At 53.5% G+C, this 26,770-nt stretch carries 24 protein-coding genes; 4 read left to right on the forward strand and 20 right to left on the reverse strand.

The window, feature by feature from the left end; genetic code table 11:
- Positions 1-18 precede the first annotated feature (18 nt).
- From lolE to ACRCWW_RS13650, 4 genes are all read right to left on the reverse strand, one after another.
- A complete protein-coding gene (gene lolE, locus ACRCWW_RS13635; protein WP_438682893.1) occupies positions 19-1,263 on the reverse strand; it encodes a lipoprotein-releasing ABC transporter permease subunit LolE in 1,245 nt (414 codons plus the stop codon).
- Positions 1,264-1,965 carry a lipoprotein-releasing ABC transporter ATP-binding protein LolD gene (gene lolD, locus ACRCWW_RS13640; protein WP_438682894.1) on the reverse strand — a complete coding sequence of 234 codons (702 nt, stop codon included), beginning with the start codon at positions 1,963-1,965 and terminating at the stop codon, positions 1,264-1,266.
- Entirely contained in the window at positions 1,958-3,157 is a 1,200-nt protein-coding gene (gene lolC, locus ACRCWW_RS13645) for a lipoprotein-releasing ABC transporter permease subunit LolC (protein ID WP_438682895.1), read from the reverse strand. Before lolC ends, lolD begins: the two co-directional genes overlap by 8 nt.
- Positions 3,158-3,391: 234 nt before the next feature.
- Positions 3,392-4,513: an OmpA family protein gene (locus ACRCWW_RS13650; protein WP_438682896.1), complete on the reverse strand. Its 1,122-nt coding sequence runs from the start codon at positions 4,511-4,513 to the stop codon at positions 3,392-3,394.
- A 308-nt stretch (positions 4,514-4,821) separates the two neighbouring features.
- Here ACRCWW_RS13650 and mfd point away from each other — a divergent pair, with 308 nt between their 5' ends.
- Together mfd and ldtC are read left to right on the forward strand one after the other, a co-directional pair.
- Entirely contained in the window at positions 4,822-8,277 is a 3,456-nt protein-coding gene (gene mfd, locus ACRCWW_RS13655; protein ID WP_438682897.1) for a transcription-repair coupling factor, read from the forward strand.
- 141 nt (positions 8,278-8,418) lie between these two features.
- Complete coding sequence (ldtC, locus tag ACRCWW_RS13660) at positions 8,419-9,384, forward strand: L,D-transpeptidase LdtC (protein ID WP_438682898.1); 966 nt, start codon at positions 8,419-8,421, stop codon at positions 9,382-9,384.
- Between the two features lie 94 nt (positions 9,385-9,478).
- Here ldtC and bhsA read toward each other — a convergent pair whose 3' ends face one another.
- Positions 9,479-9,736 (reverse strand): multiple stress resistance protein BhsA, encoded by a 258-nt coding sequence (bhsA, locus tag ACRCWW_RS13665; RefSeq protein ID WP_438682899.1) that lies wholly within the window; start codon positions 9,734-9,736, stop codon positions 9,479-9,481.
- A 246-nt stretch (positions 9,737-9,982) separates the two neighbouring features.
- Between bhsA and ACRCWW_RS13670 the strand changes: the two genes are divergently transcribed.
- Entirely contained in the window at positions 9,983-10,618 is a 636-nt protein-coding gene (locus ACRCWW_RS13670) for a TetR/AcrR family transcriptional regulator (RefSeq protein WP_438682900.1), read from the forward strand.
- An 81-nt stretch (positions 10,619-10,699) separates the two neighbouring features.
- Here the strand turns inward: ACRCWW_RS13670 and ACRCWW_RS13675 are convergent, their stop codons facing one another.
- From ACRCWW_RS13675 to hinT, 8 genes are all read right to left on the reverse strand, one after another.
- Complete coding sequence (locus ACRCWW_RS13675; protein WP_438682901.1) at positions 10,700-11,239, reverse strand: glycine zipper 2TM domain-containing protein; 540 nt, start codon at positions 11,237-11,239, stop codon at positions 10,700-10,702.
- Between the two features lie 191 nt (positions 11,240-11,430).
- Entirely contained in the window at positions 11,431-12,735 is a 1,305-nt protein-coding gene (locus ACRCWW_RS13680) for an NAD(P)/FAD-dependent oxidoreductase (protein WP_438682902.1), read from the reverse strand.
- Between the two features lie 237 nt (positions 12,736-12,972).
- Entirely contained in the window at positions 12,973-13,515 is a 543-nt protein-coding gene (gene ycfP, locus ACRCWW_RS13685) for an alpha/beta hydrolase YcfP (RefSeq protein ID WP_330982020.1), read from the reverse strand.
- Between the two features lie 39 nt (positions 13,516-13,554).
- Positions 13,555-14,580 (reverse strand): beta-N-acetylhexosaminidase, encoded by a 1,026-nt coding sequence (gene nagZ / locus ACRCWW_RS13690; RefSeq protein ID WP_438682903.1) that lies wholly within the window; start codon positions 14,578-14,580, stop codon positions 13,555-13,557.
- 2 nt (positions 14,581-14,582) lie between these two features.
- A complete protein-coding gene (gene thiK / locus ACRCWW_RS13695) occupies positions 14,583-15,416 on the reverse strand; it encodes a thiamine kinase (protein WP_438682904.1) in 834 nt (277 codons plus the stop codon).
- Positions 15,397-16,041 carry a penicillin-binding protein activator LpoB gene (gene lpoB / locus ACRCWW_RS13700; protein WP_438682905.1) on the reverse strand — a complete coding sequence of 215 codons (645 nt, stop codon included), beginning with the start codon at positions 16,039-16,041 and terminating at the stop codon, positions 15,397-15,399. The genes thiK and lpoB overlap by 20 nt, the downstream gene beginning before the upstream one ends.
- Positions 16,042-16,054: 13 nt before the next feature.
- Positions 16,055-16,429, reverse strand: a complete 375-nt coding sequence (locus ACRCWW_RS13705) for a YcfL family protein (RefSeq protein WP_438682906.1) — start codon at positions 16,427-16,429, stop codon at positions 16,055-16,057.
- 4 nt (positions 16,430-16,433) lie between these two features.
- Positions 16,434-16,790, reverse strand: a complete 357-nt coding sequence (hinT, locus tag ACRCWW_RS13710; RefSeq protein WP_438682907.1) for a purine nucleoside phosphoramidase — start codon at positions 16,788-16,790, stop codon at positions 16,434-16,436.
- 298 nt (positions 16,791-17,088) lie between these two features.
- Between hinT and fhuE the strand changes: the two genes are divergently transcribed.
- Positions 17,089-19,272 (forward strand): ferric-rhodotorulic acid/ferric-coprogen receptor FhuE, encoded by a 2,184-nt coding sequence (fhuE, locus tag ACRCWW_RS13715; protein WP_438682908.1) that lies wholly within the window; start codon positions 17,089-17,091, stop codon positions 19,270-19,272.
- A gap of 166 nt (positions 19,273-19,438) precedes the next feature.
- On the opposite strand, the gene ptsG is transcribed toward fhuE, so the two are convergent.
- From ptsG to fabF, 7 genes are all read right to left on the reverse strand, one after another.
- A complete protein-coding gene (gene ptsG / locus ACRCWW_RS13720; protein WP_404659065.1) occupies positions 19,439-20,872 on the reverse strand; it encodes a PTS glucose transporter subunit IIBC in 1,434 nt (477 codons plus the stop codon).
- 300 nt (positions 20,873-21,172) lie between these two features.
- On the reverse strand, positions 21,173-21,967 hold the full coding sequence (locus tag ACRCWW_RS13725; RefSeq protein ID WP_438682909.1) for a metal-dependent hydrolase: 795 nt from the start codon (positions 21,965-21,967) through the stop codon (positions 21,173-21,175).
- Between the two features lie 26 nt (positions 21,968-21,993).
- Positions 21,994-22,998: a DNA polymerase III subunit delta' gene (holB, locus tag ACRCWW_RS13730; protein WP_438682910.1), complete on the reverse strand. Its 1,005-nt coding sequence runs from the start codon at positions 22,996-22,998 to the stop codon at positions 21,994-21,996.
- Complete coding sequence (gene tmk, locus ACRCWW_RS13735; RefSeq protein ID WP_438682911.1) at positions 22,995-23,636, reverse strand: dTMP kinase; 642 nt, start codon at positions 23,634-23,636, stop codon at positions 22,995-22,997. Before tmk ends, holB begins: the two co-directional genes overlap by 4 nt.
- Positions 23,626-24,648: a cell division protein YceG gene (yceG, locus tag ACRCWW_RS13740; RefSeq protein WP_438682912.1), complete on the reverse strand. Its 1,023-nt coding sequence runs from the start codon at positions 24,646-24,648 to the stop codon at positions 23,626-23,628. The genes tmk and yceG overlap by 11 nt, the downstream gene beginning before the upstream one ends.
- The gene (gene pabC / locus ACRCWW_RS13745) at positions 24,645-25,460 is read right to left on the reverse strand and encodes an aminodeoxychorismate lyase (RefSeq protein ID WP_438682913.1); all 816 of its coding nucleotides are present in this window, start codon (positions 25,458-25,460) and stop codon (positions 24,645-24,647) included. The genes yceG and pabC overlap by 4 nt, the downstream gene beginning before the upstream one ends.
- 111 nt (positions 25,461-25,571) lie before the next feature.
- Positions 25,572-26,770 (reverse strand): beta-ketoacyl-ACP synthase II (gene fabF / locus ACRCWW_RS13750; RefSeq protein ID WP_438682914.1); only part of this gene is annotated, 1,199 nt, incomplete at its 5' end.

A 26,770-nucleotide genomic window follows, 5' to 3' on the forward strand; every position in this document is an offset into this window, starting at 1 on the left:
AAATGGCACGCCACTGAATTACTGGCCACTTAACACTCTTGCAGGATCAATCCGGCTGGCGCGACGGGCAGGATACCAGCTCGCCAGCAAACTCAGCACCAGTGCCGTGACCAGCACATAAAAGACATCCAGCCAGTGCAGTTCAGACGGCAGGAAGTCGATAAAATAGATATCGCCAGACAGGAACTGATGACCAATCAGGGTTTCGATCCCCTTGATAATGGTCGTCAGATTCAGGGCACAAAGAACGCCAATCACGACGCCACTGAGGCTACCCAACAGGCCGGCCAGCAGACCGTACCAGACGAAAATAGCGCGGATCAGGCCATCTTTCGCACCAAGCGTGCGCAACACCGCGATGTCGCTGCTCTTATCTTTTACGGCCATCACCAGCGTGGAAACGATGTTAAAGCAGGCCACGCCAATCACCAGAATCATCGCCAGATACATGATCGCGCGGATCATCTGGATGTCGCGGTACATGTAGCCATACGTGCCAATCCAGCTCTTGATATAGACGTAGCTGTTCGTCACTTCCCCTGCGTCGCGCACCAGTTTGTTGGCGTTGAAGACGTCATTCACTTTGATGGCAATACCGGTCACGCTGCTGCCCATGTCCAGATACTGTTGGGCATCGGGCATGGGGATCATCGCAAAGCTGTGGTCAAGCTGACCGCTCAGTTGCAAAATACCGCTCACGTGCAAACGGACACGTTTGGGTTGCAGAAGCTGATGCTCTTTGTCGGAGTTAGGGATCATGATTGACACCCAATCGCCCTGCTTCACCTTCAGCGCGTCAGCCACGCCTTTACCCAGGATGATTTGCTGGCTGCCCGCTTTGAAATCCGCCCAGGCGTTATTCTGCACATAATTTGGCAGCGCACTCAGCTTGCTTTCCTGCTGCGGATCGACGCCTTTAATCTGAATGGCGCGCAGATTGCTGCCGCTCTCAATCAGGCCGGTGAAATTGATATAGGGTGCCGCTGCAGCAATCCCTTTCACTTTTTCGACCTTGTTCAGCGCGTCGTTCCAGTTATTCCACGGTTGATTCACCGGCTCTATTTCGCCATGTGGAACGACAGCCAGAATGCGGTTGTTCAGCTCGCGTTCGAAACCGTTCATTGCACTCAGGCCCACGATCAACACCGCAACGCCCAGCGCAATACCTACCGTGGAAATGACCGAAATCAGCGACACCATGCCGCCACGACGGCGACCACGGCTGAAGCGTAAACCAATAAGCAGGGATAACGGAGAAGCCATTTACTGCGCTCCCATCAGGGTCAGCTCGGCATTCAGGTGACCGTCACGCATCTCCAGCTGGCGACTCACTCGCTTCGCCAGTTGCAAATCGTGGGTGACTACCAGAAACGCCGTTCCCTGCTGTTTGTTCAGATCGCCAAGGAGCTGGAAAATGCTGTCCGCATTACGCGCATCCAGGTTACCGGTGGGCTCATCTGCCATCACCAGACGCGGGTTATTCACCAGCGCACGGGCAATCGCCACGCGTTGACGTTCACCGCCGGAAAGCTCGGATGGGCGATGGCTGCGACGATGATCGAGGCCCACGGCTGCCAGCATCGCGCGCGCGCGCTCCTGGATTTCAGCAGGCTTCTTCTTACCAATCAGCAGGGGCATGGCCACGTTTTCCTGCGCGGTGAAATCTGGCAGCAGATGGTGGAACTGGTAGATAAAGCCCAGCTCACGGTTACGCAGTTCGGCTTTTGCCGCCAAAGACATCTTAGAAAGTGGCTTACCGCTAAAAATCACATCGCCAGAAGTGGGCGTATCAAGGCCCCCCAACAGGTGCAGCAGCGTACTTTTGCCGGAGCCGGAGCTGCCGACAATCGCCATCATTTCGCCTTCCTCAATGCTGAAGCTGACATTGTGCAACACGTCGGTCTGCACGGTGCCTTCCTGATAGCGTTTGCACAGGTTGTCGCATTGCAACAGGATCTTATTCATAACGTAAAGCCTCAGCGGGTTGAGTGGCGGCAGCGCGCCAGGAAGGATACAACGTAGACAGCAGTGCCAGCAGCATCGCCACCAGCGCGATAACGATCACCTGCAGCGGTTCAATCGCCACCGGTAACGCGCCACCATCGACAAACGCGCCGATGATCGGCATCAGATTATTCAGCTGGCTTGCCAGCAACAAACCGAGCAGTGCGCCTAACAGTGCGCCTATCACCCCTGCACTTGCGCCCTGCACCATAAACACCGCCATGATCTGGCGCGGCGTCAGGCCCTGGGTTTGCAGGATGGCCACTTCACCTTGTTTCTCCATTACCATCAGGCCAAGCGAAGTAATGATGTTAAACGCGGCAACGGCAACAATCAGGCTCAGCAGTAGGCCCATCATGTTTTTTTCCATCCGCACAGCCTGGAACAGCTCGCCTTTGCGCTCGCGCCAGTCCTGCCATTTGGTGCCTTCAGGTAATTTTTGCGCGCTCAGGGTATCGACTTCCAGCGGCTTATCCAGCCACAGTCGCCAGCCGGTAATATTGCCGAGCGGATAACGCATCAGGCGTGATGCATCCTGGATGTTGGTCAGCATCTGATAGCCGTCGACTTCGCTGTTGGCGGCAAACGTGCCAATAACATTGAACAGGCGCTGGCTCGGCACACGGCCCATCGGCGTGAACTGGCTTGCCGAGGGCACCATAATGCGAATCTGGTCACCTCGTTTGACGCCAAGCTGCCCGGCCAGTTGTTCACCAAGAATGACGTTATATTGCCCGGCTTCCAGCGCGGTTTGTTTCACGTTGACGAGATAAGGTGTGAGCGGGTCATTCTGCGCGGGATCAATACCCAGCATGACGCCCACCGCCACGCTACGCGGGCTCTGAATAACCACATCACCCGTGGTTAACGGCGCAACACGTGTGACGCCCTGCAATTTGGCTTTACTTTCAGGAAGCTGCTGAGGATTAACCGAACCTTGTTCAGAACTGAGAACCGCCTGCGGCATCAGCCCCAGGATGTTGTTTTGCAGCTCACGCTCAAAGCCATTCATGACCGACAACACCGTCACCAGCGCCATGACGCCAAGGGTGATGCCGATAGTCGAAAGCCAGGAGACAAAGCGACCGAAGCGGTCTGCTGCGCGCCCACGCATGTAACGCAGGCCAATGAATAGTGCGACAGGTTGGTACATGTAATCCGTCTGGTTGCTGTTAGCTAGAGCCCGAGTATATAAGCGAAAGCCGGGAGCGTAAATGCGAGAAGTCAGATACGGCCTGCCGTAAGAGCATTTTAAAATGAAAAAATACAGTCTGTTACTGATTATGGCTGCACAGCCGTGAAACAGGGGTACAAAAATCCGAAACCATAAAAAAACCGCCTTCGTGGTCAAAGGCGGTTTTATAGAAAGGATTCGCGTGTGAACGGATTACTTCTGCGTCACCTGAATCTCAATACGGCGGTTTTTCGCACGATTTTCATCCGAATCATTTGGCGCGACCGGGTTTGTTGAGCCATAACCTTTCGCAATCAGGCGCTCAGTGGCGACACCCATGTTAACCAGTTCATGTTGCACTGAATCTGCCCGCTGCTGAGACAGCTGCATGTTGATGTCATCGGTGCCGGTGTTATCGGTATAACCGGCCAGCAGCAAGTCAACACGCGGGTACGCTTTCATAATATCTGCGATATTTTTCAGCTGTTCCTGCGATTCTGGCTTTAATACCGGGCTGTTTGTTTCAAATAACAAGCGGTCAAATGAGAACCATAAAGTATCAGACACTGGCTGATCGCTTTCAATAAACTTCAATAATTGATTTTCAACGCCCAGTTCAGGAATATTCAATGTGGTGCCATCTGGCAACGCGCGCTTGAAGAATGCGCCCAGGTTTTTCCATACTGTAGTATGCGCTGTTGTCTGAGCATCATTGTTATGACAACTACGCAACATGAACAATGCGCCAGCAAGCAAAGCTAGCAGCAATAACAACCAGGGCCATTTTTTCGTTTTGCATTTTTTATTTTCTACTTTCACTGCAGGTTTTTTATTCAGCAGATGATGCAAATCAACGCCCTGCACTTTTTCATCTTTCAACCAAGATTTCAGCGACAGTCCCTGCGTCGTTCTCGTTTGCAAATAAGCTTTCATCGGTTTGAACAGCAGCAGCGCACCCAGGCTCATCAACGTTGACGCAGAACTGTGTTTAACACCCACTTTCTCTGCAAGATGGCGTTCAAAATGTTCCTGCCCATCAGGAAGGATAGTGTTCAGAATATCGTGAATAACATGACCTTTGGCAGAAAATTGCATCAGGGTATCCAGCGATGTTTTACCTAAATCCAGCGAAGGGCAGTCTTTAATTAAATTTAAAAGTGTTGCCGGCGATTCATTCCACTCAAGCCAGGTATCTGCTTTATCAAATAAATAAGAGATCACATTTTCCAGTGAGGAAATAATGAGATTGTGCCCCTCACCAGTGTAAGCCGACACCTTCTCTAGCAATTGCGGGGTCAATTCATGCTCAATTGCGTTGATAATATTCTTGTTCATAGTAATCCTGTAATTTCTGACGCCCAGTAAAATACTGGCCAATTTCGCTATCCAACAAACCCGCAAATCCTATTTCCTGTGCTTTTAAAGTCAATCGAATAGGGAATTCGAGAGTTTTAAACCACGCTACTGTAGGGCAGATAATAGGGCGTCGGCGTAAGAAAAATAATTCAACCTTTTCCTGCCGCTCTGACGAGGCGATCGACGATTTGCTAAACCCTGATGATCAAGGATAATAAGCCTCATTGAAGAAAGGCGGTTTGCCCCCACTCTCACAGGCAAACCCACGAGGGATCCTGATATTACCTATGCCTGAACTAGCTGAAAATCAACGATATAGCCTGCCTGTCAAAGCAGGTGAACAACGCCTGCTGGGTGAACTGACCGGCGCTGCCTGCGCCACCGAAGTTGCTCAGATTGTGGAACGCCACAGCGGCCCTGTGGTGCTGATTGCGCCCGATATGCAAAACGCGTTGCGTCTGCATGACGAGATCAGTCAGTTCACCGATCAGATGGTGATGAATCTGGCGGACTGGGAAACCTTGCCGTATGACAGTTTCTCTCCCCATCAGGAAATTATTTCTTCGCGCCTTTCGACGCTCTATCAGCTTCCCACCATGCAGCGCGGCGTATTGATTGTTCCCGTCAATACTCTGATGCAGCGAGTCTGTCCGCACAGTTATCTGCATGGCCATGCTCTTGTCATGAAAAAAGGCCAGCAGCTGTCGCGTGATGCGCTTCGTTCACAGCTCGATAGCGCGGGTTATCGCCATGTGGATCAGGTCATGGAACACGGCGAATATGCCACTCGTGGCGCGTTGTTAGATTTGTTCCCAATGGGCAGCGAGCAACCGTATCGACTGGACTTTTTCGATGATGAAATCGACAGCCTGCGTTTATTCGATACCGATACCCAACGCACGCTGGAAGAAGTCGAAGCAATCAATTTATTACCTGCTCACGAGTTCCCCACGGACAAAACCGCTATCGAGCTGTTCCGCAGTCAATGGCGAGATAAGTTTGACGTTAAACGAGATGCCGAGCATATCTATCAGCAGGTCAGCAAAGGTACGCTGCCTGCGGGCATTGAATACTGGCAGCCGCTTTTCTTCAGCGAGCCTTTACCACCGCTGTTCAGCTATTTCCCGGCTAATACGCTGCTGGTCAGCACTGGCGATCCGGAAGCCAGCGCTCAGCGTTTCGAAACAGATACTCAGGCACGTTTCGAAAACCGTGGCGTTGACCCCATGCGCCCTCTTCTGCCGCCCTCCCAGCTATGGCTTCGTGTCGATGAGCTGTTTAGCGAGCTGAAAAAATGGCCGCGCGTGCAGCTCAAAACTGAACAGCTCGCCGATAAAGCCGCGAACGTCAATCTTGGTTATCAAAAGCTGCCTGACCTGGCGGTGCAGGCGCAGAACAAATCGCCGCTCGATAATCTGCGCCGCTTCCTTGAGTCTTTCGAAGGCCCGGTGATTTTCTCAGTAGAAAGTGAAGGCCGTCGCGAAGCGCTGGGTGAACTGCTCTCACGCATCAAGCTGTCACCTAAACGGATCCAGCGCCTTGATGAAGCCACGGGGAACGGACGTTTTCTGATAACCGGCTCCGCCGAGCACGGCTACATTGATACGCTGCGCAATCGGGCGTTAATTTGCGAAAGCGATCTGCTTGGCGAGCGCGTAGCGCGTCGCCGTCAGGATTCGCGTCGTACGATCAACCCGGACACGCTGATTCGCAATCTCGCCGAATTGCATGAAGGGCAACCCGTTGTCCACCTGGAACACGGTGTCGGTCGTTACGCTGGCATGACGACGCTCGAAGCTGGCGGCATCACCGCTGAATACCTGATGCTCATCTATGCCAATGACGCGAAACTGTATGTTCCGGTCTCTTCGCTGCATCTGATTAGCCGTTACGCCGGTGGCGCGGAAGACAATGCTCCGCTGCACAAACTGGGCGGCGATGCCTGGGCACGAGCACGTCAAAAAGCGGCCGAGAAAGTGCGTGATGTGGCGGCTGAGCTGCTCGATATCTACGCGCAACGGGCAGCAAAATCGGGTTATGCCTTTAAACACGATCGCGAGCAGTATCAACTCTTCTGCGACAGCTTCCCGTTTGAGACCACGCCAGATCAGGCGCAGGCCATCAATGCCGTGCTGAGCGATATGTGCCAGCCGCTGGCGATGGACAGACTGGTCTGTGGCGACGTGGGCTTCGGTAAAACCGAAGTGGCCATGCGTGCCGCTTTCCTGGCCGTAGAAAACAACAAACAGGTTGCCGTACTGGTGCCGACCACCCTGCTTGCCCAGCAGCATTTCGACAACTTCCGCGATCGCTTTGCCAACTGGCCAGTGCGCATTGAAATGCTCTCACGTTTTCGCAGTGCCAAAGAGCAAACCCAGATTCTGGAACAAGCCAGTGAAGGCAAAATCGACATTCTGATTGGCACCCATAAACTGCTGCAAAGCGACGTGAAGTGGCGTGACCTCGGCTTGTTAATTGTTGATGAAGAGCACCGTTTCGGCGTGCGTCATAAAGAACGCATTAAAGCGATGCGTGCCGATGTCGACATTCTGACCCTGACGGCAACGCCTATTCCGCGTACGCTGAACATGGCGATGAGCGGTATGCGTGACTTATCGATTATTGCCACCCCACCCGCTCGCCGTCTGGCGGTCAAAACCTTCGTACGCGAGTATGACAATCTGGTTGTCCGTGAAGCGATTCTGCGTGAAGTGCTGCGCGGCGGTCAGGTTTATTACCTTTATAACGATGTCGAAAACATCCAGAAAGCCGCCGACCGACTGGCAGAGCTGGTGCCGGAAGCCCGTATTGCCATCGGTCATGGACAGATGCGCGAACGCGAGCTGGAACGGGTGATGAACGATTTCCACCATCAGCGTTTCAACGTGCTGGTGTGCACCACGATAATTGAAACCGGGATCGACATTCCGACGGCTAACACCATCATTATCGAACGCGCCGACCACTTCGGCCTTGCTCAGTTGCATCAGTTACGTGGTCGCGTTGGGCGTTCGCATCACCAGGCCTACGCATGGCTGCTGACGCCGCATCCAAAAGCCATGACCACCGACGCGCAAAAACGTCTGGAAGCCATCGCCTCGCTGGAAGATTTGGGCGCAGGCTTTGCGCTGGCGACCCATGACCTCGAAATTCGCGGCGCGGGTGAGCTACTGGGTGAAGATCAGAGCGGTTCGATGGAGACGATTGGCTTCTCGCTGTATATGGAACTGCTGGAAAATGCGGTGGATGCGCTGAAAGCGGGCCGTGAGCCGTCTCTCGAAGATCTCACCAGCCAGCAGACCGAAGTTGAGCTGCGTATGCCGTCATTGCTGCCGGACGATTTCATTCCTGACGTCAATACGCGTCTCTCTTTCTACAAGCGTATCGCCAGTGCCAAAGGCGAGCAGGAGCTCGATGAGCTGAAAGTGGAGCTTATCGACCGCTTCGGCCTGCTGCCGGATGCCGCGCGTAACCTGCTGGATATTGCTCGTCTTCGCCAGCAGGCGCAGAAACTGGGGATTCGTAAGCTCGAAGGCAATGAAAAAGGCGGCGTGATTGAGTTCAATGAAAAGAATCACGTGAACCCTGCCTGGCTTATCGGTCTGTTGCAAAAGCAGCCTCAGCACTATCGTCTGGATGGGCCAACACGGCTGAAGTTCTTCCAGGAGCTGACCGAGCGTAAAGCCCGAATGGAGTGGGTGCGCAACTTTATGCAGCAGCTTGAAGAGAACGCTGTCGCCTGATCCCCTTCCCGGCGGCGCCTGTCGCCGGGACTTATTCCCCGCTTCTTTACACACTCTTTGCAATTCACTGAAACATCCAGACACGGCCTGACGCCATAATGAGGGTTTCCCCTGCTCAATCACCGTTATGGATGTGCTGTGATGATGATTCAATCGCGTTTCCTGCGGCTGATGGCGCTGTTTGCCCTCGCTGCAACCGTTGCTGTGGCTTTACCCGCACGCGCCAATACCTGGCCTCTTCCTCCTGCCGGCAGCCGTCTGGTCGGTGAAAACCGTTTTCACGTTGTCGCCAACGATGGCGGCTCTCTGGAAGCTATCGCTAAAAAATACAATGTCGGTTTTTTGGCTTTGCTTCAGGCAAACCCGGGTGTTGACCCTTATGTTCCACGCGCCGGCAGCGTGCTGACGATCCCGCTGCAAACGCTTCTGCCCGATGCGCCGCGAGAAGGTATGGTGATTAACCTTGCGGAGTTGCGTCTCTATTACTATCCACCGGGTAAAAATAGCGTCACGGTTTACCCGATTGGCATTGGCCAGTTAGGGGGCGATACGCTGACGCCAACAATGGTGACCACGGTTTCCGATAAGCGCGCGAATCCTACGTGGACGCCAACGGCCAACATCCGCGCCCGTTACAAGGCCAACGGTATTGATTTACCTGCCGTAGTGCCTGCCGGGCCAGATAACCCGATGGGTCATCACGCCATTCGCCTCTCGGCCTATGGCGGTGTGTATCTGCTGCACGGGACGAACGCTGACTTCGGTATTGGCATGCGCGTGAGCTCCGGTTGTATCCGTCTGCGCGATGGCGATATCGAAACGCTGTTCAGGCAAGTGACGCCAGGCACGAAAGTGAACATTATCAACACACCAATCAAGGCATCCGTTGAGCCAAACGGCGTTCACCTTGTGGAAGTGCATCAGCCGCTGTCTAAACATCTTGATGATGACCCGCAGGTGCTGCCCATTTCGCTCAACAGCACCCTGCAGGCTTTCAAAGATTCCGCACAGACCGATGCTTCAGTGATGGAACATGTCATGGAAGTGCGTTCCGGTATGCCTGTGGATGTCACCACTCACGGTGAAGCAACGGCGCAATCGCTGTAAGCTATCCCCTCTCTGGCAACAAAAAAAAGACCACGACAAATGTCGTGGTCTTTTTTATGGCAGTGGCATTGCCGAGGGTTAAATAAGGAGGGCCTTATTTATAAATTACCGCAGTCCCGTGCAGGGAGTTCGGACCGGTAACTGAGGTAATACGGAATGATTTAGCGCCCATGGCGTCTGCTTTCTGTGCCAGTTGGTCTTCCAGAGAACCCAGGTTGGTGCCTGCGTCAGCAGAGATAACACCGACTTTATGTTGGTCAACGGGTGTGGACTGAACTTCTACCGCAGCGAAGCTTGCGAATGAGAGTGAGCTCAGGACGGCAGCAACAGCTAAAGTTTTGATGCTTTTCATGATTTTTTTACCTTTGCAGATGAATTTTGCCGGGTCGTCATTATTAACTTAACGATCGATAGGGAAATAATAGTGTGATCTGCGTCACGCGTCAACGGATTTTTATAATGATTATTATATAAATAATTTATCTCTTATTTTTCATATCGATATGAGAATTTTATTTTGTCTCATCCGGCGCTGGTTATGCTGAGGGTTTATTTTTATAATGAACGTTCAACACATCCATAGAGGTACAACGGCACCATGACAACTGACGTTGCAAGTTGCGTAAAAAAAAGCCGTGGCCGACCAAAAGTGTTCGACAGGGAAGCGGCGCTCGATAAGGCCATGACACTCTTCTGGCAGCACGGCTATGAAGCAACATCACTCGCGGATTTAGTCGAAGCGACAGGTGCGAAAGCGCCGACGCTGTATGCTGAATTCGTCAACAAAGAAGGCCTGTTCCGGGCCGTTCTGGATCGTTATATTTCACGCTTTGCCGCCAGGCACGAAGCCCAGCTCTTTTGTGAAGAGAAGCCAGTAGAACAAGCGCTCCGCGATTATTTCAGCGCGATTGCCACTTGCTTTACCAGCAAAGACACCCCGGCTGGCTGCTTTATGATTAACACGTCGGCGACGCTTGCGGCCTCCTCGAAGGACATTGCGCTGACGCTAAAATCACGCCACGCAATGCAGGAAAAAACACTCTGCGAGTTTCTGACTCAGCGTCAGGCCCGCGGTGAAATCCCTGCCGATAAGCCCGTTTGCGAACTGGCTCTGTTCCTCAGTTGCATTCTGCAAGGGATGTCCATCAGCGCACGTGAAGGCGCTAGCTACGAATCGCTGATGAAGATAACGGACACCACGTTGCGACTGTGGCCACAGATGCTGAAAATCTGACTGCCATCCATCAATAGCAGCCATAAAAAAGGCCCCTCAGCCTGAGCGAATGAGGGGCCAATTAACAGATAAACTGCTTTTTTAGGCTTTGTTAGTCAAAACCAGCTGACCATTGCTGTCGAGTGGGATCTGAGTACCAGGATCTTTATCCATGCGGATTTTCCCCTGCTGATCGCCAATTTTGTAGGTCACATCGTAACCCAACATCTTGTCTGACTTGTCATACACCGTTTTGCAGCGCTGCTGCGTGGTGGTGTACGTATCGTTATCCTGCATCGAGCCCTGGATCTGGTTACCGGCATAACCGCCGCCTAACGCACCAGCGATGGTCGCAACATCTTTACCACGTCCGCCACCAAACTGATGACCAATCACGCCCCCTGCTACGGCACCGAGCACTGAACCGGCAATACGGTTTTCATCCTGAACCGGACGGCGGTGAGTTACCGCAACGTTCCGACATTCCTGACGGGGTGTTTTCACGGTCTCTTTAATGGGCGTGGCAGAGATAACCTGAGCATATTGTGGGCCGCGATCAAGCACGTTCAGACTGGCCACCGCCGCCACACCCAGCGCAGCAGCTACGCCAATCCCTATACCCGCTAACATTGATTTATTCACGGGAGTTCCTCCTTTGTTGCTGTTGGTAACAATTTTGCAACCAGAAGGTAAAGCTGGATATAAGAAAACCCCTGAAAAAATCGCCGGAAAACGGTGAATTCGAGTGATTCAGAGCATTCTGAAGGATTGAAATTAGATTTTAAGGAGGTAGAAAAGATGCCGGTGGCGCAGTGCCACCGGGCATAAGGGGATTAGTGCAGTTTAAGGCGAGGACGGATCACGCGGTTAATGCTACCTACCAGCATCATCAACCCGGTTTTGAAGTAACCGTGCAGCGCAATCTGGTGCATACGGTACAACGAAATGTACACGAAGCGGGCGATACGCCCTTCTACCATCATTGAGCCACGCATCAGGTTGCCCATCAGGCTGCCCACGGTGGAGTAGTTAGACAATGAGACCAGCGAGCCGTGATCTTTGTAGATATATGCCTTCAGCGGCTTGCCCTTGCTCTGCGCCAAAATGTTATTCAGCGCGCAGGTTGCCATCTGGTGTGCGGCCTGAGCACGAGGAGGCACAAAACCGCCTTCCGGACGAGCACAGGAAGCACAGTCTCCGATCGCGTAGATATCGGCATCACGGGTAGTTTGCAGCGTTGGCTCTACCACCAACTGGTTGATGCGGTTGGTTTCCAGGCCGCCAATGTCTTTCATGAAATCTGGCGCTTTGATGCCCGCAGCCCACACCATCAGATCGGCATTGATGTACTCACCTTCTTTGGTGTGCAAACCGCCTGCATCGGCGCTGGTGACCATGGTTTGCGTCAGTACGCGTACGCCCATTTTGGTCAGCTCGCTGTGCGCGGCCCCTGAGATGCGTGGTGGCAGTGCAGGCAGAATGCGTTCGCCGGCTTCCACCAGCGTGACGTTCAGCGCTTCGTTGGTCAGCCCTTTGTAGCCGTAGCTGTGAAGCTGTTTCACAGCGTTATGCAGCTCTGCGGAAAGCTCAACGCCCGTGGCGCCACCGCCAACAATAGCGATATTGACCTTACCGTTCGCGCCCAGGTTACTGGAGTGCTTGAGGAACAGGTTGAGCATTTCCTGATGGAAACGGCGCGCCTGATGCGGGTTATCGAGGAAAATGCAGTTCTCTTTTACGCCCGGGGTGTTGAAGTCATTAGAAGTACTGCCCAGCGCCATCACCAGCGTGTCGTACGGCAGCTTGCGCTCTGGCACCAGCAGCTCGCCTTTTTCGTCGCGCAGCTCAGCCAGCGTCAGGGTTTTGGTTTCACGGTTGATATCCACCACAGAGCCCAGCTGGAACTGGAAATGGTGGTTACGAGCATGGGCCAGATAGCTCAGCGCATCCACGCCTTCATCCAGTGAACCGGTAGCAACTTCATGCAGCAGCGGTTTCCAAAGATGGCTGTGATTACGATCGACCAGCGTGATTTTTGCTTTTTTGCCACGGCCAAGCTTCCGACCCAACTGAGTCGCCAGCTCAAGCCCGCCAGCACCACCGCCCACAATCACAATCTTTTTCAATGGTGTAGTCAACGTGACCCCCTCAAATTATTAACCAATTGTTAATTAAAAGTTATTAAAATAACCTTTAATTAACAACAGGTTACTGCGCCTGAAAACCTAACTTCAGCGAAGAATACCATGGGAGGTGCATTGGTCATACCAAAATTGATATGAATCAAGTTTTGCCGCTGAAATGTTGAGCAAGTGTAGTGGATAAGCGGGAATTCAGGTGCCCGGTGAGCAGGACGTCACCGGGCAAAAGCGGGGTTAGCCGAGGGTTTTAAAGGCTTTGATTCGCTGCAGGTGCGGAGAGATATTCTTGAACTTATGCGTCTGCACGTCATCCCAGATTATCTCGTAGTAATGATGCAAAAACTCAGCCGAACGCTGGCTATTCAGGGCCTCGTCCTGGCGGGAGAGGATCACCAGACAACGATCGCGGTTTTTCTCACGGAAGTTACTCACGCATTTGGTCGCGATATCCGCGTACTCTTCCGGCCGATCAATCTTCCCTTCCATGTTCTCATTCGGGAACAGATTCGGATTGAAAATCACCTGACGGATATCACACAAAAAACCGATGCGCTCAGCCCAGTAGCCACCGAGCCCCACCCCACAAATCAGGGGCCTGTCGTCGGCGTTAAGCTGCAACATTTTGTCCACTTCCTTCAGCAAGTGCTGCATGTCGTGCTTTGGATGCAACGTGCTGTAGCTAATCAGGCGAACGTCGGGGTCGATAAACTGCAATTGCAGGACTTTCTCGTGATTCCCCGGACTGTTTGAATCGAAACCGTGCAAATAAATTATCATTACATCCTCGCAACACTACTAATCCCGATGAGGGGAAGATTAAGAAGTGGCTTTATGCGCCTGCCAGCGTTCATGCAGTTCATTGAGCTGCGCGCTGACCGTCTTCCAGCGAGCTGAATCCATCAGCTCCTGACGGGTAAATGAACCTTTATGATACAATTTCGTAACACGCTCCGCTTTGATCGGTGACAGGTTATCCAGCACGCTAACGGCACCTTTACGATTATTGCAGACGAGGATCATATCGCAACCTGCATCCAGAGAGGCCTGGCCACGTTCTGCGTAGCTGCCCATGATTGCCGCGCCTTCCATCGACAAATCATCAGAAAAAATAACGCCGTCGAAGCCCAACTCACCGCGAAGCACGGTTTTCAGCCAGTGCGGAGAACCGCTGGCCGGGCGGGAGTCAACTTCACTGTAGATAACATGGGCTGGCATGATGGCATCCAGTCGATTTTCAGTAATCAGCGTGCGGAAGACCGACATATCTTTTTCACGAATTTCCGCTTCATCGCGAGGGTCTTGCGGTGTTTCTTTATGCGAGTCAGCTGTCACCGCGCCATGCCCCGGGAAGTGTTTGCCCGTCGTTTTCATTCCGGCATTGTGCATACCATCGATAAAGTGGCGAGCCATCGCCAGGGCTTTATGGGGATCGGCATGGTAAGAACGCTCACCGATGGCGGCGCTGATGTGCCCAACGTCCAGCACAGGAGCGAAACTGATATCGATGTCCATGGCTATCATTTCTGATGCCATCAACCAACCCGCTTCCTGTGCCATGCGGCCGCCATCTTCCATCCCGAGCAATTCTGCAAAAGACTGGGCCGCTGGCAGACGCGTAAAACCTTCACGGAAACGCTGCACGCGACCGCCTTCCTGATCGACTGCCACCACCAGATGGTTTTTAGACGCGCTGCGGATCTGGCGTACCAGCTCACGAAGCTGGGCCGGATCATGATAGTTACGGGTAAACAAAATCAACCCGCCAACCAGTGGATGTGCCAGAATTTCTCGTTCCTCTGCATCCAGCTCGAATCCTTCAACATCCAACATCACTGGGCCCACGTTTACCTCTCTTCTCTGTTATTCATCAGACCACGCCAGCCTTCGTCAGCCAGCGCGATAAAGTGTTGGTCGCCGGTCTGCTGCCAGCGATATTCATACCAGGTCGTCATCAGCATTTTTAGCCACGGACGCCAGCGCCGTACCTGAAGGCCAAGCGCTGTCGCATTCATTTTTGCCAGACGCGCATACTCCGCAATCAGTGCTGCCCGGCTGGTTTCATCGGCCGTCCATACGGCGGCCAGCTCAAGCGCGACATCGCCGTCGCCCGCATACTCCCAGTCGATTAAACGCAGCCCTTCGGGGGTCATTACCAGGTTGCCCGCATGGACATCCATGTGCAAGGGTGCCAGCCGCAGCGGCGGCGGTTCACCCTGCTTTCTCAGTCTTTGCAAAAGCCGAAGCCACTGCGGCGTCCGCCTTAGCGGGCTGCTGTTCTGCCAGTAATGCTGCAACAGTGGTAGCAGCGTCACTCGCCAGCCAAAGCCTTTTTGCTGATGCAAATGATACAACAGCGATGCCATCGGTTGGCTACCCGGGAGTGTGGTGCAGGTCTCACCCTGGAGATATTCCACCGCCATCCAGCCTGCACAGAATCCAAGTGGCCTCGGAGCCAGTGTTGCAGGTAGGGCCTTTAGAGCATGGTATTGACGGCGGAAATGAAAATCAGGCGCTGACGCATCGTGATGCTGACGCAGAACCAGATGCCGCCCCTGATGTTCGATAAGACAGCTCCCGCCGCTCAGCCCTTTAACAGCGGCGTCTTCGACGGGAGTGAAATCGGGAAAGTGGCGCGACAGCACTTCGTCGCGCGTTAGCTTATTGCTGTGTAACTGCACCTTTACCTGACCAGATGATCTCGCCAGTCTGGACCAGCATCAGTTGTGAGGAAAGCGTTGGCGCATTGGCATTACCGGTGGCGTTGGAATACAGCACGTACTGCGCGCCGACGGTACGGGCCAGGCCCATCGCTTTGTTACGCGATCCCAGGCTGTCTTGCGGAGACAGGCCCAGTTGCTGTTTCGCCACGGCAAGCTGTTGCGCTGAAACCAGTGTAAATTTGCTGTTTCCCTTCAGGGCATTGCTAAGGGCAGCGGTCGCTTCCGTGCTGTTAATGGAGCCGTTGGTGCGGTTATTCACGTTATCGACCAGCAGGATGCTGCCCGAGGTAATTCCTTCCGATTGAACCATTTTGCTGACCAGCGGCTGCGCTGCGCCATTCCAGTCATAATGACGAACGCGCGGTGCAGGCTGTGCCGGCTGCTGAGCACCATTTTCAATCGGCCCCGGCTGGGTTGGGATCGTTGGCACAGTGGGCACTGTCGGCGGCGGCGGTGGCGTCTGCGGCTGTTCTGGCGTAGGTTTTGCCTCTTCAACCGGTGCAGGCTGTTCGCGATGGCCCACACAGCCCGCAAGAAAGACAGCGACAGCCGCGATAAACGCATAGCGACTTAATTTACTCATTACTGTTTACCCCTTAAAGATAAAGATAAAGCCGGACTTTATGTGCACCCAAACTGTTGGCGCTGCCGAACAGCGTCACAGAAGACTGCCCCGGGATGGTCACGGTACGCGGCGCTTCCAGTGGATGCATTTCCAGCCCTCTGGCGTCATACCAATAGAAACGATAGTGAACCGTGACAGACGTCGAGCGCTCGTTATAGAGTTTTGATGAGGCTGTCGCCTGAATTTCAGACGACGTCAGCTCAGGATTTTCGGCGCTGATCCCTGCCGCCAGAACGTTAGCTTCCATGACCAGCGTTTGTTGATCGCCCACAGGGATTTCAGGGTGAGAACCGCATCCGGCCAAGAGCACAGCCGCCAGCAGGACCCCCATTCGGCCACAGTTCATGCCGTTATCCTTTGTGCGCAAGCATTGGACCAAGCGGACGCCCGCCCAGAAGATGCATATGAATATGGTAAACTTCCTGCCCGCCGTGACGGTTGCAGTTCATGATCAGACGATATCCTTCCTCAGCAATACCTTCCGCTTCAGCAATCTTAGCCGCTACCGTCATCATGCGACCGAGCGCCTGCTCATGCTCAGCGGTGACATCGTTAACCGTGGGAATAAGGCTATTGGGGATAATCAGAATGTGGGTTGGAGCCTGCGGCGAGATATCACGAAACGCGGTAACCAGTTCATCCTGGTACACAATATCGGCCGGGATTTCGCGGCGGATAATTTTGCTGAAAATCGTTTCTTCTGCCATGTCATTTTTTCCTTTTTGCTTATTACCGTGCGGTAACCAGATCTTCAGATAACAACGTAAGAGTATGAGCGACTTACTCCTCTTCTTTCAACCTGATCCCACTTTTTCTTAGAGAGAATCGGATTCGGCGGCTGTTAGATAATCAGTTACGGACGATTCCCGCGCCCCCACAACTACACCAAAGTTTCAAATCCGTTCTTACATTTATTTACATCGATAATATGAATGCGTATATTTCGCATTTGCATTTTCATGCAATAGCGCCGTGTCGATAACACTAACAACACAAGGGTTTCGTATGTCTTTCACTTTTGACTTAAGCACAAGGGAGCGCAGACTCCCGGCCGCGCCGTCGCTTCTCGCTGCCTGCATTGCCTTAGCTCTGTTGCCCTCTTCCGCCCTGGCTGCCACAAATAATGAAGAAACCGTGGTCGTCGAAGGTTCGACGGATAATGCGACAAGCAGCGCTCAGGACCAGGATTACAGCGTTAAAACCACGACAACAGGAACGAAACTGCTGCTGGTGCCGCGTGACATTCCGCAATCCGTTAGCGTTATCAGCCAGCAGCGTATGAAGGATCAGAACCTGCAAACCATCGGCCAGGTGCTGACCAACACCACTGGCGTTACCGCTCAGGTGCAGGATAGCGATCGCACAGTGTTCTATTCCCGCGGCTTCTTCGTCAGTAACTATGCCTATGACGACTTGCCGACTTCCATCAGCGAAGTGTGGAACTTTGGTGACACCGCCACCGACACCGCCATTTATGACCGTATTGAAGTCGTACGCGGCGCAACCGGGTTAATGAGCGGCACTGGTAACCCCGCAGCATACGTCAATATGGTTCGCAAGCATGCGGACAGCCGTGAGTTTCAGGGCAATGTTTCCGCCAGCTACGGCAGCTGGGATAAGCAGCGCTACGTGCTTGATTTGCAGGCTCCACTAGTGGAATCAGGCAACGTGCGGGGTCGCATGATTGCCGGTTATCAGGACAATGATTCCTGGATGGACAACTATCACTACCGTAAAAAATTCCTCTACGGCGTTGTTGATGCGGATTTAACCGACAGCACCACGCTCTCACTGGGCTACGAATATCAGGAAAGCAATACCGCAGACCCCACCTGGGGTGGCTTACCAACCTGGTACAGTGATGGCAGCAAAACCCATTACAACCGCAGCGATACCGTCGCGCCGGACTGGGCCTGGTCGGACAAAGACAGCACCAAAGTGTTCGCCAATTTTACCCAGCGTTTCGATAACGGCTGGGAAGCGCACATCAACGGGATGCATACCGACACCAACTTCGACACCAAAATGATGTACATGTACGGTTATCCGGACAAAGAAACGGGCAGCGGAATGGTCGGCTATGGCGGCTGGAACCGTGGCGAACGTAAACAGGATGCGGTCGACGCCTTCCTGCGCGGTGATTTCGAGCTGTTTGGTCGTCAGCATGAAATGATGGTCGGTGGCAGCCTCAGCCGTCAGCGTAACCATTACGATAACTCACTGCCTGACTCGCTGTACGGCATGGTGGATATCGGCAGCTTCAACAACTGGAACAGCAACATCGCCGATCCGCAGTGGACCGCATGGAAGCTCTACAGCAAGGATGATATCCGCCAGTCCTCAGCCTACTCTTCGGCTCGCTTCTCACTGGCCGATCCGCTGCACCTGATCGTTGGCGCTCGCTATACCAACTACAACATTAAATACAACCCGGCGGGCGCACCGAATACGCGTCTGGAAAGCACCAAGGATGATGTGACGCCTTATGCTGGTCTGGTCTATGACATCAATGAAGACTGGTCGGCGTATGCCAGCTATACCAGCATCTTCCAGCCACAGGATAAACGCGATGCCAACGGGCGCTATCTCGACCCGACCACCGGCAAGAGTTACGAAGCAGGCGTGAAAGCCGACTGGTTTAATACCCGCCTGACCACCTCACTGGCCGTTTTCCGTATCGAGCAGGACAATGTTGCCAACAACACCTACACCTGGCTGCCAAGCGGCGAGTCGATTTACGAATCGCTGGATGGCGTGGTCAGTAAGGGCGTTGAGTTTGAGCTGAATGGCGCATTAACTGACAACTGGCAGCTCACCTTTGGTGCAACCCGTTATGTCGCGGAAGATAAAAAGGGCAATGCGGTGAGCTCCGATCAGCCACGTACCACCATGAAGTTGTTTACCCGCTATCAGCTGCCGATGATGCCAGTACTGACCGTAGGCGGTGGCGTGAACTGGCAGAACAAGATCTGGAGTGAAGTGAGCGGCGGGCCAGCGGGTCGGGACTATATCGACCAGGGCAGCTATGGGCTGGTTAACCTGTTTAGCCGTTATCAGGTCACGAAGAACTTTGCCCTGCAGGCCAACGTCAACAACCTGTTCGACAAAGAATATTACGATTACGTTGGTTCTTATCTGGTGTACGGCGCGCCGCTGAACTTCTCCGTCAGCGCGAGCTACGATTTCTGATTACCAAAACTGGCGGGTGGCGCTTCGCTTACCCGCCCTACAAATTCACATACCTACGCCAGCCTTGTAGGCCGGGCAAACAACGTGCCGCCCGGCAATTCCCACCGATTTCAGGCATTAAAAAAGGCAGCCTATTGGCTGCCTTAGTCTCCCCTGGCTTTATGGCTTAGTTGTTGCGGATGTACTCATCCATTTCGGTTTTCAGGTTATCGGATTTAGTACCGAAAATTGCCTGAACGCCGGAACCTGCAACAACCACACCTGCGGCACCCAGTTTCTTCAGACCAGGCTGATCCACTTTCGCCACATCAGCCACGCTCACACGCAGACGTGTGATACAGGCATCAAGGTTGGTGATGTTTTCTTTACCGCCGAAGGCAGCAATCAGGGCCGGAGCCATTTCGCTGGTTGCGCCAGCTTTGCTGTCTTCAGTCGCGTCTTCACGACCCGGAGTCTTCAGATCCAGTGCTTTAATCAGCACACGGAACACGGTGTAGTACACCGCGGCGTAGCACAGACCCACGATAGGGAACAGCCACAGCTTGCTGCTGTTACCGGACAGAACGATGAAGTCGATCAGGCCGTGAGAGAAGGACGTACCGTCACGCATACCCAGCAGGATACAGATTGGGAACGCCAGGCCTGCCAGAATCGCGTGGATTACGTACAGGATCGGCGCAACGAACATGAAGGAGAACTCGATTGGCTCGGTGATACCGGTCAGGAACGAGGTCAACGCTGCGGAGATCATGATACCGCCCACTTTTGCACGGTTCTCTGGTTTCGCAGAGTGCCAGATAGCGATCGCAGCCGCTGGCAGACCGTACATTTTGAACAGGAAGCCGCCAGACAGTTTACCTGCTGTTGGGTCACCTGCCATGTAACGTGGGATATCGCCGTGGAACACCTGGCCTGCGGCGTTGGTGTATTCACCAATCTGCATCTGGAATGGAACGTTCCAGATGTGGTGCAGACCGAATGGTACCAGGCAACGCTCAATGAAGCCGTAGATACCGAACGCCACAACCGGGTTCTGGTACGCAGCCCACTGAGAGAACTCCTGGATGGCGCTACCGATTGGCGGCCAAATGAAGGAGAGGATCACGCCGGTGAAGATAGCGGCGAGACCGGAAATGATCGGCACAAAACGCTTGCCCGCAAAGAAGCCCAGGTATTCTGGCAGCTTGATGCGGTAGAAACGGTTGAACATGTAGGCAGCGATAGCACCGGCGATGATCCCGCCGAGAACACCCGTATCCGCCAGATGCTTGGCCGTGATTTCTTCAGCAGGTAAATGCAGAACCAGAGGTGCAACGACCGCCATGGTTTTCACCATGATGCCGTAGGCTACTACCGCCGCCAGTGCAGAAACACCGTCGTTGTTAGTGAAGCCAAGTGCAACACCGATAGCAAAGATCAGCGGCATGTTAGCAAAGACAGAACCGCCCGCTTCCGCCATAACGTGGGAAACGACGGCTGGCAGCCAGCTGAAGTTAGCAGAACCGACGCCCAGCAGGATACCTGCGATAGGCAGTACGGATACTGGCAGCATCAGCGATTTACCGACCTTCTGCAGGTTAGCAAATGCATTCTTAAACATAATTGAGAGTGCTCCTGAGTATTTGTGCTTTTTTTTACGCTTTCACGCATTGGCGAGGGGGGAGAACCTCGCCGTAGACAGGACATCTAAGTGTCCTTTTATTTATTACGCAGAGTAAAATAATTCAGTTTATTTTTGTTTGACGGCCATCACGTTTCAACCAGCAATCGCCGAAAACCTTGCATTAATTTACAAAAGTTGTTTCTGAAGGTTACAGGTAAACCGTTCACCACCCCTTTTGCGGCGGTGAACTTTACTCGCTTTGATTATTAATTACGAGCTTTAAAATAAGCAGGCGAATCAGGCAGATTGCAGTCGGGCGGGGTCGATGTGGAACAACGTGGCGAAGTTTTCGGTGGTCTGTTGCGCCAGTTGCTCAAGCGACACCCCTTTCAACACGGCCATGTACTCTGCGACATCACGAGTCATCGCAGGCTGATTCTCTTTACCACGATGCGGAACAGGTGCCAGATACGGTGAATCCGTCTCCACCAGAATGCGGTCGAGTGGCACGTAGCGCGCCGCTTCACGCAGTTGCTCCGCGTTACGGAAAGTCAGAATGCCGGAGAAGGAGATGTAGAACCCTAAATCCAGCAGTTTGCCTGCTGTTTCTGTGTCTTCCGTGAAACAGTGTAGTACGCCACCGCAATCCGTCACTTTTTCATCGCGCAAAATCGCCAGCGTATCTTCGCGTGCATCCCGCGTATGGACGATGACAGGTTTGTTCAGCTCACGCCCAATGCGGATGTGGTGAGCAAACGAAGCCTGCTGGCGAGCTTTAGTTTCTGGCGTGTAATAATAATCGAGGCCCGTTTCGCCAAGCGCGACCACGCCCTCTTCTGCCGCCCACTGGCGCAGAGTTTCTACCTCGTAGTCTTCATCCTGATTCAACGGATGTACACCGCAGGAGAAAACAACATTCTGACGCTCACCGACCAGCTCACGCATGCCTCGATAGCCGGGCAGCGTCGTGGCAACAGCCAGACAAAACTTCACATCACGAGCGGCGGCTTTCGCCAGTACGTCATCCACATCTTTGTGCAGTGATTGATAATCCAGGCCATCAAGATGGCAGTGCGAGTCGACTAAAAACATAATGTCTCTTCTTACAGGTGAATTTCTTAGAAAGGGGGAAGAGGAAGCGTGCTGCCTGGCGTCAACCAGTGCTCCCAGCGTAGCAGGCTGTCATTGAGCATCAGTTCGCGGTTCAGCCCGGTCACGCTCAGCAACTGTTCCCGGCACAGACAGGCATCAGTCACCATCGCCTGCAAACGGGTTGCCGGGATGCGATTGGCGATGAGTTGAACCAGAGCCCAGGCATCAACATTGGTCAACTGGGTCACGCCCTGCTGCATTTTTATGCCATCGAGCAGCAGCGAAATCAGCCAGTAAAGACGTTCAGCCACCTGGTCATGATTGAGTACCGCAAGCATTGAGAGCCAGTCGCCGTTTTGCAATGTGGCTTCAAGCGCCGCACAAAGCTGCTGGCGAGGGGCGAAGTTGGCTTCCTGTAACAAATCCAGCGCCGCAGCGGGTGCGCCGGCTTTAAGACGCAGTGCGCTTAGCAGACTATCTTGTGACACCGTAACTTCACGGGCGAGCCAGGCCAGCCCGTAGTTTTCTGCCGGAGGAGCGAGATGGAAATGACGACAACGGCTGCGCAACGTGGCGAGCAACCGGGCAGGCTCTTCGCATTGCAGGAAAAACCAGGTATTTTGCGGCGGCTCTTCCAGTGTTTTTAACAAAGCATTGGCTGCCGCTTCGGTGAGGAGCGCGGCATCGCTTATCCACACCACCTTGGCGCCACCCAGACGCGCACGCTCATACAGCTTTTCGCTGACTTCGCGAACCGCATCGATCCCAAGCGTGCTTTTGCCCTTTTCCGGCAGCAGATGATAGTAATCCGGGTGCGTGCCCGCCTGCATCAGCTGACAGCTATGGCATTTACCACAGCTTTTCTGACCTTCAGGGGAGTGGCACATCATAAAACGGGTCAGCGCATAAACCAGCGCATCAGCCCCCATTCCCGGTAAAGCCTGAACTAATAGCGCGTGGTGGCCACGTCCGGATTGATAACCGGAAACAAGCTGTTCAAACGGCGGGCGCAACCACGGATACCATTTCATGCGCCCTGCTCCTCGACCCACTGCATGACCGTAGAACGAATATTTTGCATCACGGTTTCAAGAGGTTGGGTCGCATCAACTGTACGGATAGTCTGGTCTTGCGCGGCAAGTTCCAGATAACGAGCGCGAGTGCGGTTGAAGAAATTGAAAGACTCTTGCTCGATGCGATCCAGGTCGCCACGGGCTCGCGCACGTTTTAACCCGACTTCTGGGGTCACATCCAGGTATAGCGTCAGGTCCGGGCGGAAATCGCCAAGAACGGCATCACGCAGCGTGGCGAGAAGGTGTTGATCGATACCCCGGCCTCCGCCCTGATACGCTTGTGTCGAAAGATCGTGTCTGTCGCCAATCACCCATTTGCCTTCGGCCAGAGCAGGTTTGATGACTGTATCGACAAGCTGAACACGCGCGGCATAGAACATCAGCACTTCGGCTTTGTCGGTGATCGCTTCATCGCCAACGGATTTGATATCCAGCACCAGACTGCGCAGTTTTTCCGCCAGGATGGTGCCGCCCGGCTCGCGGGTGAACACTAAATCACTAATGCCCATCTCTTTAAGCGTTTCGACCACGACATTGCGTGCCGTGGTTTTGCCAGCGCCTTCCAGGCCTTCGATGACGATATACTTACTGCGCATTTTTTTCCTTAAGTGCTTTCAGATAATCCTGTACTGAGCGGTTATGGCTCGCCAGATTGGTGTTAAAGGTGTGACCCCCTTTACCGTCCGCAACGAAATAAAGGTACGGCGTTTTCGCCGGATTCGCCGCGGCTTTCAGTGAAGCTTCGCCTGGCGTGGCGATCGGACCTGGCGGCATGCCTGCAATCACATAGGTGTTGTAGGCTGTGGGTGTCTCCAGATCCTTGCGGCTCAGCTTGCCATTATAGCTCTCGCCCATGCCGTAGATAACCGTTGGATCAGTTTGCAGGCGCATGCCGATTCGCAGACGGTTAATAAACACTGAAGCCACCTGGTCGCGCTCGCTGGCGACGGCAGTCTCTTTTTCGATAATTGAGGCCATGGTGACAAGCTGGTTTTTATCCTTGTAGGGAAGATTGTCCATCCGCCCTTCCCACGCCTGATCGACCGCTTTGACCATTTTCTGGTGTGCGCGTTTAAGGATTTGCAAATCCGTGGTGTTGGCGGTGTACATCCAGGTATCCGGCCAGAACCAGCCTTCAACCCAATCCGCATGTTCCAGCTTCAGGGCTTCGGCTACGGCGGCATAGCTGTCGTCTTTCAGCGTATGTTTTACGTACGGTGCCTCACGCAGCTGCTTGAGATAATCACTGGTACGCATGCCTTCAATAAAACGCAGCGGGAACTGTGCTTCTTTTCCGCTGGCAAGCAGTTGCATCACCTCACGAACGCTCATCCCCGGCGTGATGCGATAGGTGCCGGCTTTAAAGTGAGACAGTTCAGGCTCAACGCGCAGCAACCACTGGAAAACACGCGGGCGATTGATGACATGTTCTTCATACAACTGAGTGCCTAACGCCAGGCGACCGGTGCCTGCTTTCAGGGTGAAGATCACCTCATCTTTGAGAAGGATTTTGCTGCTCGCCAGTTCGCGAACCTTCCACATCCCAACCCCAGCCGCGATCGCAAAAACAACCAGCAGCAGGAGGACAAACCGAAACATTTTCTTCATGACTTAGTCGACTGCTCACAAAGGGGGGCCAAAAATTCAAACAGCTCGCGCGAAAGATAGCGGGCATCGGCAAACTGGTTCACGGGAACCACGGGCATCAGGGCATTGCAGACAATCACTTCATCAGCCTGGCTGACGGCCTCTTCGTGGGCATTGACTTCGACAACGCGATAACGGCTTTGTGCCAACAATGAAAGGCAGTGCTGTCGCATAATGCCATTCACTCCGGCCTGATCCAGCCGTGGCGTGAATACGGTATCACCGGCTCGCCAGAATAAATTAGCCGCACAGCATTCCGTAACCCACCCTTCACTGTCAAGGACCAACGCCTCATCGGCCGTAGTCTGTTCAAGATGCGAGCGGATTAAGACCTGTTCGAGGCGATTGAGGTGTTTTAATCCCGCAAGCTGGGCGTTACGCCCAAGACGTACAGGGCTTAATGCGAGCGTGATGCCTTCACTTTGCCAGCGTGGATAATGTGCAGGAGCGGGAGAGATCGACAGAATGCGAGTAGGTGACTGGCAGCCGTTAGTGCTATATCCGCGTCCGCCACTGCCGCGCGTAATAACGACTTTCAGCACGCCTTCGCCAGCCGTCTTTGCCAGAGCCCGCATTTCCTCAGCGAGAGTGGCCCAATCGGTAAAGGGGATAAACAATGCGGCGGTAGTTTTCTCTAAACGCTCAAGATGCTGCGTGAAAAACGCGATTTCACCGTGCTGAATGCGGGCCGTGGTGAAACATCCATCACCAAACTGCAGGCCGCGATCGCTGGCGCTCAGAAAATCCTGGTTAATACCATTAATCATAAACATGGCATCTCCTAATCAATGGCCTTTCAGTCTGACAGGAAAGCTCAAGGGATCCAGAGGATAATACCTAAAGAAAAGGCCTGCTAAGCAGGCCTTTTTCATCTGGCGTGGCCATCAGACCTTTTTGAAGATCAGAGAACCGTTGGTGCCGCCAAAGCCGAAGGAGTTACACAGTGTGTATTCCATGCCGCTAACCTGACGCGCTTCGTGCGGAACCAGATCCAGGCCAAGGCCCTCTTCCGGATTATCCAGGTTAATGGTCGGCGGAACAGCCTGATCGCGCAGAGCCAGGATGGAGTAGATTGACTCAACCGCTCCTGCCGCGCCTAACAGGTGACCTGTCATCGACTTAGTGGAGCTGACCATCACACGGCTTGCGTCTGCGCCAAACACAGACTTCACAGCCTGAGCTTCAGCGATATCGCCTGCCGGGGTAGACGTGCCGTGGGCGTTAACGTAGCCAATCTGACCCGGTTCAATGCCCGCATCGCGAATTGCGTTAACCATTGCCAGGGCTGCACCTGCGCCATTTTCCGGCGGGGATGTCATGTGGTAGGCATCGCTGCTCATACCAAAGCCAACCACTTCAGCATAAATTTTCGCACCGCGTTTTTTCGCGTGCTCATACTCTTCAAGCATGATGATGCCTGCGCCGTCACCCAGCACAAAGCCATCACGATCTTTATCCCACGGACGGCTTGCGCCCTGTGGATTATCGTTGCGAGTAGAGAGTGCGCGTGCTGCACCGAAACCACCTACGCCCAGTGGCGTACTGGCTTTCTCAGCACCACCTGCCAGCATCGCGTCAGCGTCGCCGTAGGAAATCATACGTGCTGCATGACCGATGTTATGCACACCGGAAGTACACGCCGTGGCAATAGAAATGCTAGGGCCACGTAAACCAAACATGATGGTCAGATGACCGGCCACCATGTTAACAATCGTAGACGGGACGAAGAATGGACTAATCTTACGTGGACCGCCGTTCACCAGAGAACTGTGGTTTTCTTCGATTAGACCAAGACCGCCGATGCCGGAGCCGATAGCAGCACCGATACGCGTGGCGTTCTCTTCCGTCACTTCAAGGCCAGAATCCTGCATGGCCTGAACGCCAGCGACAATTCCATATTGAATGAAAGCATCCATCTTGCGCTGTTCTTTGCGCGAGATAATGTCTTCACAGTTAAAATCCTTTACTAAGCCAGCAAATTTCGTTGCATAGGCGCTAGTATCGAAATGGTCGATTAGGCTGATGCCGCTCTGACCGGCAAGAAGAGATTTCCAGGTGGACTCTACGGTATTGCCGACAGGAG

The sequence above is a fragment of the Scandinavium sp. genome (genome assembly GCF_051650185.1).
Lineage (GTDB): Bacteria > Pseudomonadota > Gammaproteobacteria > Enterobacterales > Enterobacteriaceae > Scandinavium.

Coding starts and splice junctions, on each gene's coding strand:
- ACRCWW_RS13650 (WP_438682896.1), bottom strand. CDS start 4,513: ATGAACAAGAATATTATCAACGCAATTGAGCATGAATTGACCCCGCAA.
- ptsG (WP_404659065.1), bottom strand. CDS start 20,872: ATGTTTAAGAATGCATTTGCTAACCTGCAGAAGGTCGGTAAATCGCTG.
- mfd (WP_438682897.1), top strand. CDS start 4,822: ATGCCTGAACTAGCTGAAAATCAACGATATAGCCTGCCTGTCAAAGCA.
- ACRCWW_RS13670 (WP_438682900.1), top strand. CDS start 9,983: ATGACAACTGACGTTGCAAGTTGCGTAAAAAAAAGCCGTGGCCGACCA.
- ldtC (WP_438682898.1), top strand. CDS start 8,419: ATGATGATTCAATCGCGTTTCCTGCGGCTGATGGCGCTGTTTGCCCTC.
- lolD (WP_438682894.1), bottom strand. CDS start 1,965: ATGAATAAGATCCTGTTGCAATGCGACAACCTGTGCAAACGCTATCAG.
- ACRCWW_RS13725 (WP_438682909.1), bottom strand. CDS start 21,967: ATGTTTTTAGTCGACTCGCACTGCCATCTTGATGGCCTGGATTATCAA.
- holB (WP_438682910.1), bottom strand. CDS start 22,998: ATGAAATGGTATCCGTGGTTGCGCCCGCCGTTTGAACAGCTTGTTTCC.
- pabC (WP_438682913.1), bottom strand. CDS start 25,460: ATGTTTATGATTAATGGTATTAACCAGGATTTTCTGAGCGCCAGCGAT.
- tmk (WP_438682911.1), bottom strand. CDS start 23,636: ATGCGCAGTAAGTATATCGTCATCGAAGGCCTGGAAGGCGCTGGCAAA.
- hinT (WP_438682907.1), bottom strand. CDS start 16,790: ATGGCAGAAGAAACGATTTTCAGCAAAATTATCCGCCGCGAAATCCCG.
- ACRCWW_RS13705 (WP_438682906.1), bottom strand. CDS start 16,429: ATGAACTGTGGCCGAATGGGGGTCCTGCTGGCGGCTGTGCTCTTGGCC.
- lpoB (WP_438682905.1), bottom strand. CDS start 16,041: ATGAGTAAATTAAGTCGCTATGCGTTTATCGCGGCTGTCGCTGTCTTT.
- lolC (WP_438682895.1), bottom strand. CDS start 3,157: ATGTACCAACCTGTCGCACTATTCATTGGCCTGCGTTACATGCGTGGG.
- ycfP (WP_330982020.1), bottom strand. CDS start 13,515: ATGATAATTTATTTGCACGGTTTCGATTCAAACAGTCCGGGGAATCAC.
- yceG (WP_438682912.1), bottom strand. CDS start 24,648: ATGAAGAAAATGTTTCGGTTTGTCCTCCTGCTGCTGGTTGTTTTTGCG.
- fhuE (WP_438682908.1), top strand. CDS start 17,089: ATGTCTTTCACTTTTGACTTAAGCACAAGGGAGCGCAGACTCCCGGCC.
- bhsA (WP_438682899.1), bottom strand. CDS start 9,736: ATGAAAAGCATCAAAACTTTAGCTGTTGCTGCCGTCCTGAGCTCACTC.
- lolE (WP_438682893.1), bottom strand. CDS start 1,263: ATGGCTTCTCCGTTATCCCTGCTTATTGGTTTACGCTTCAGCCGTGGT.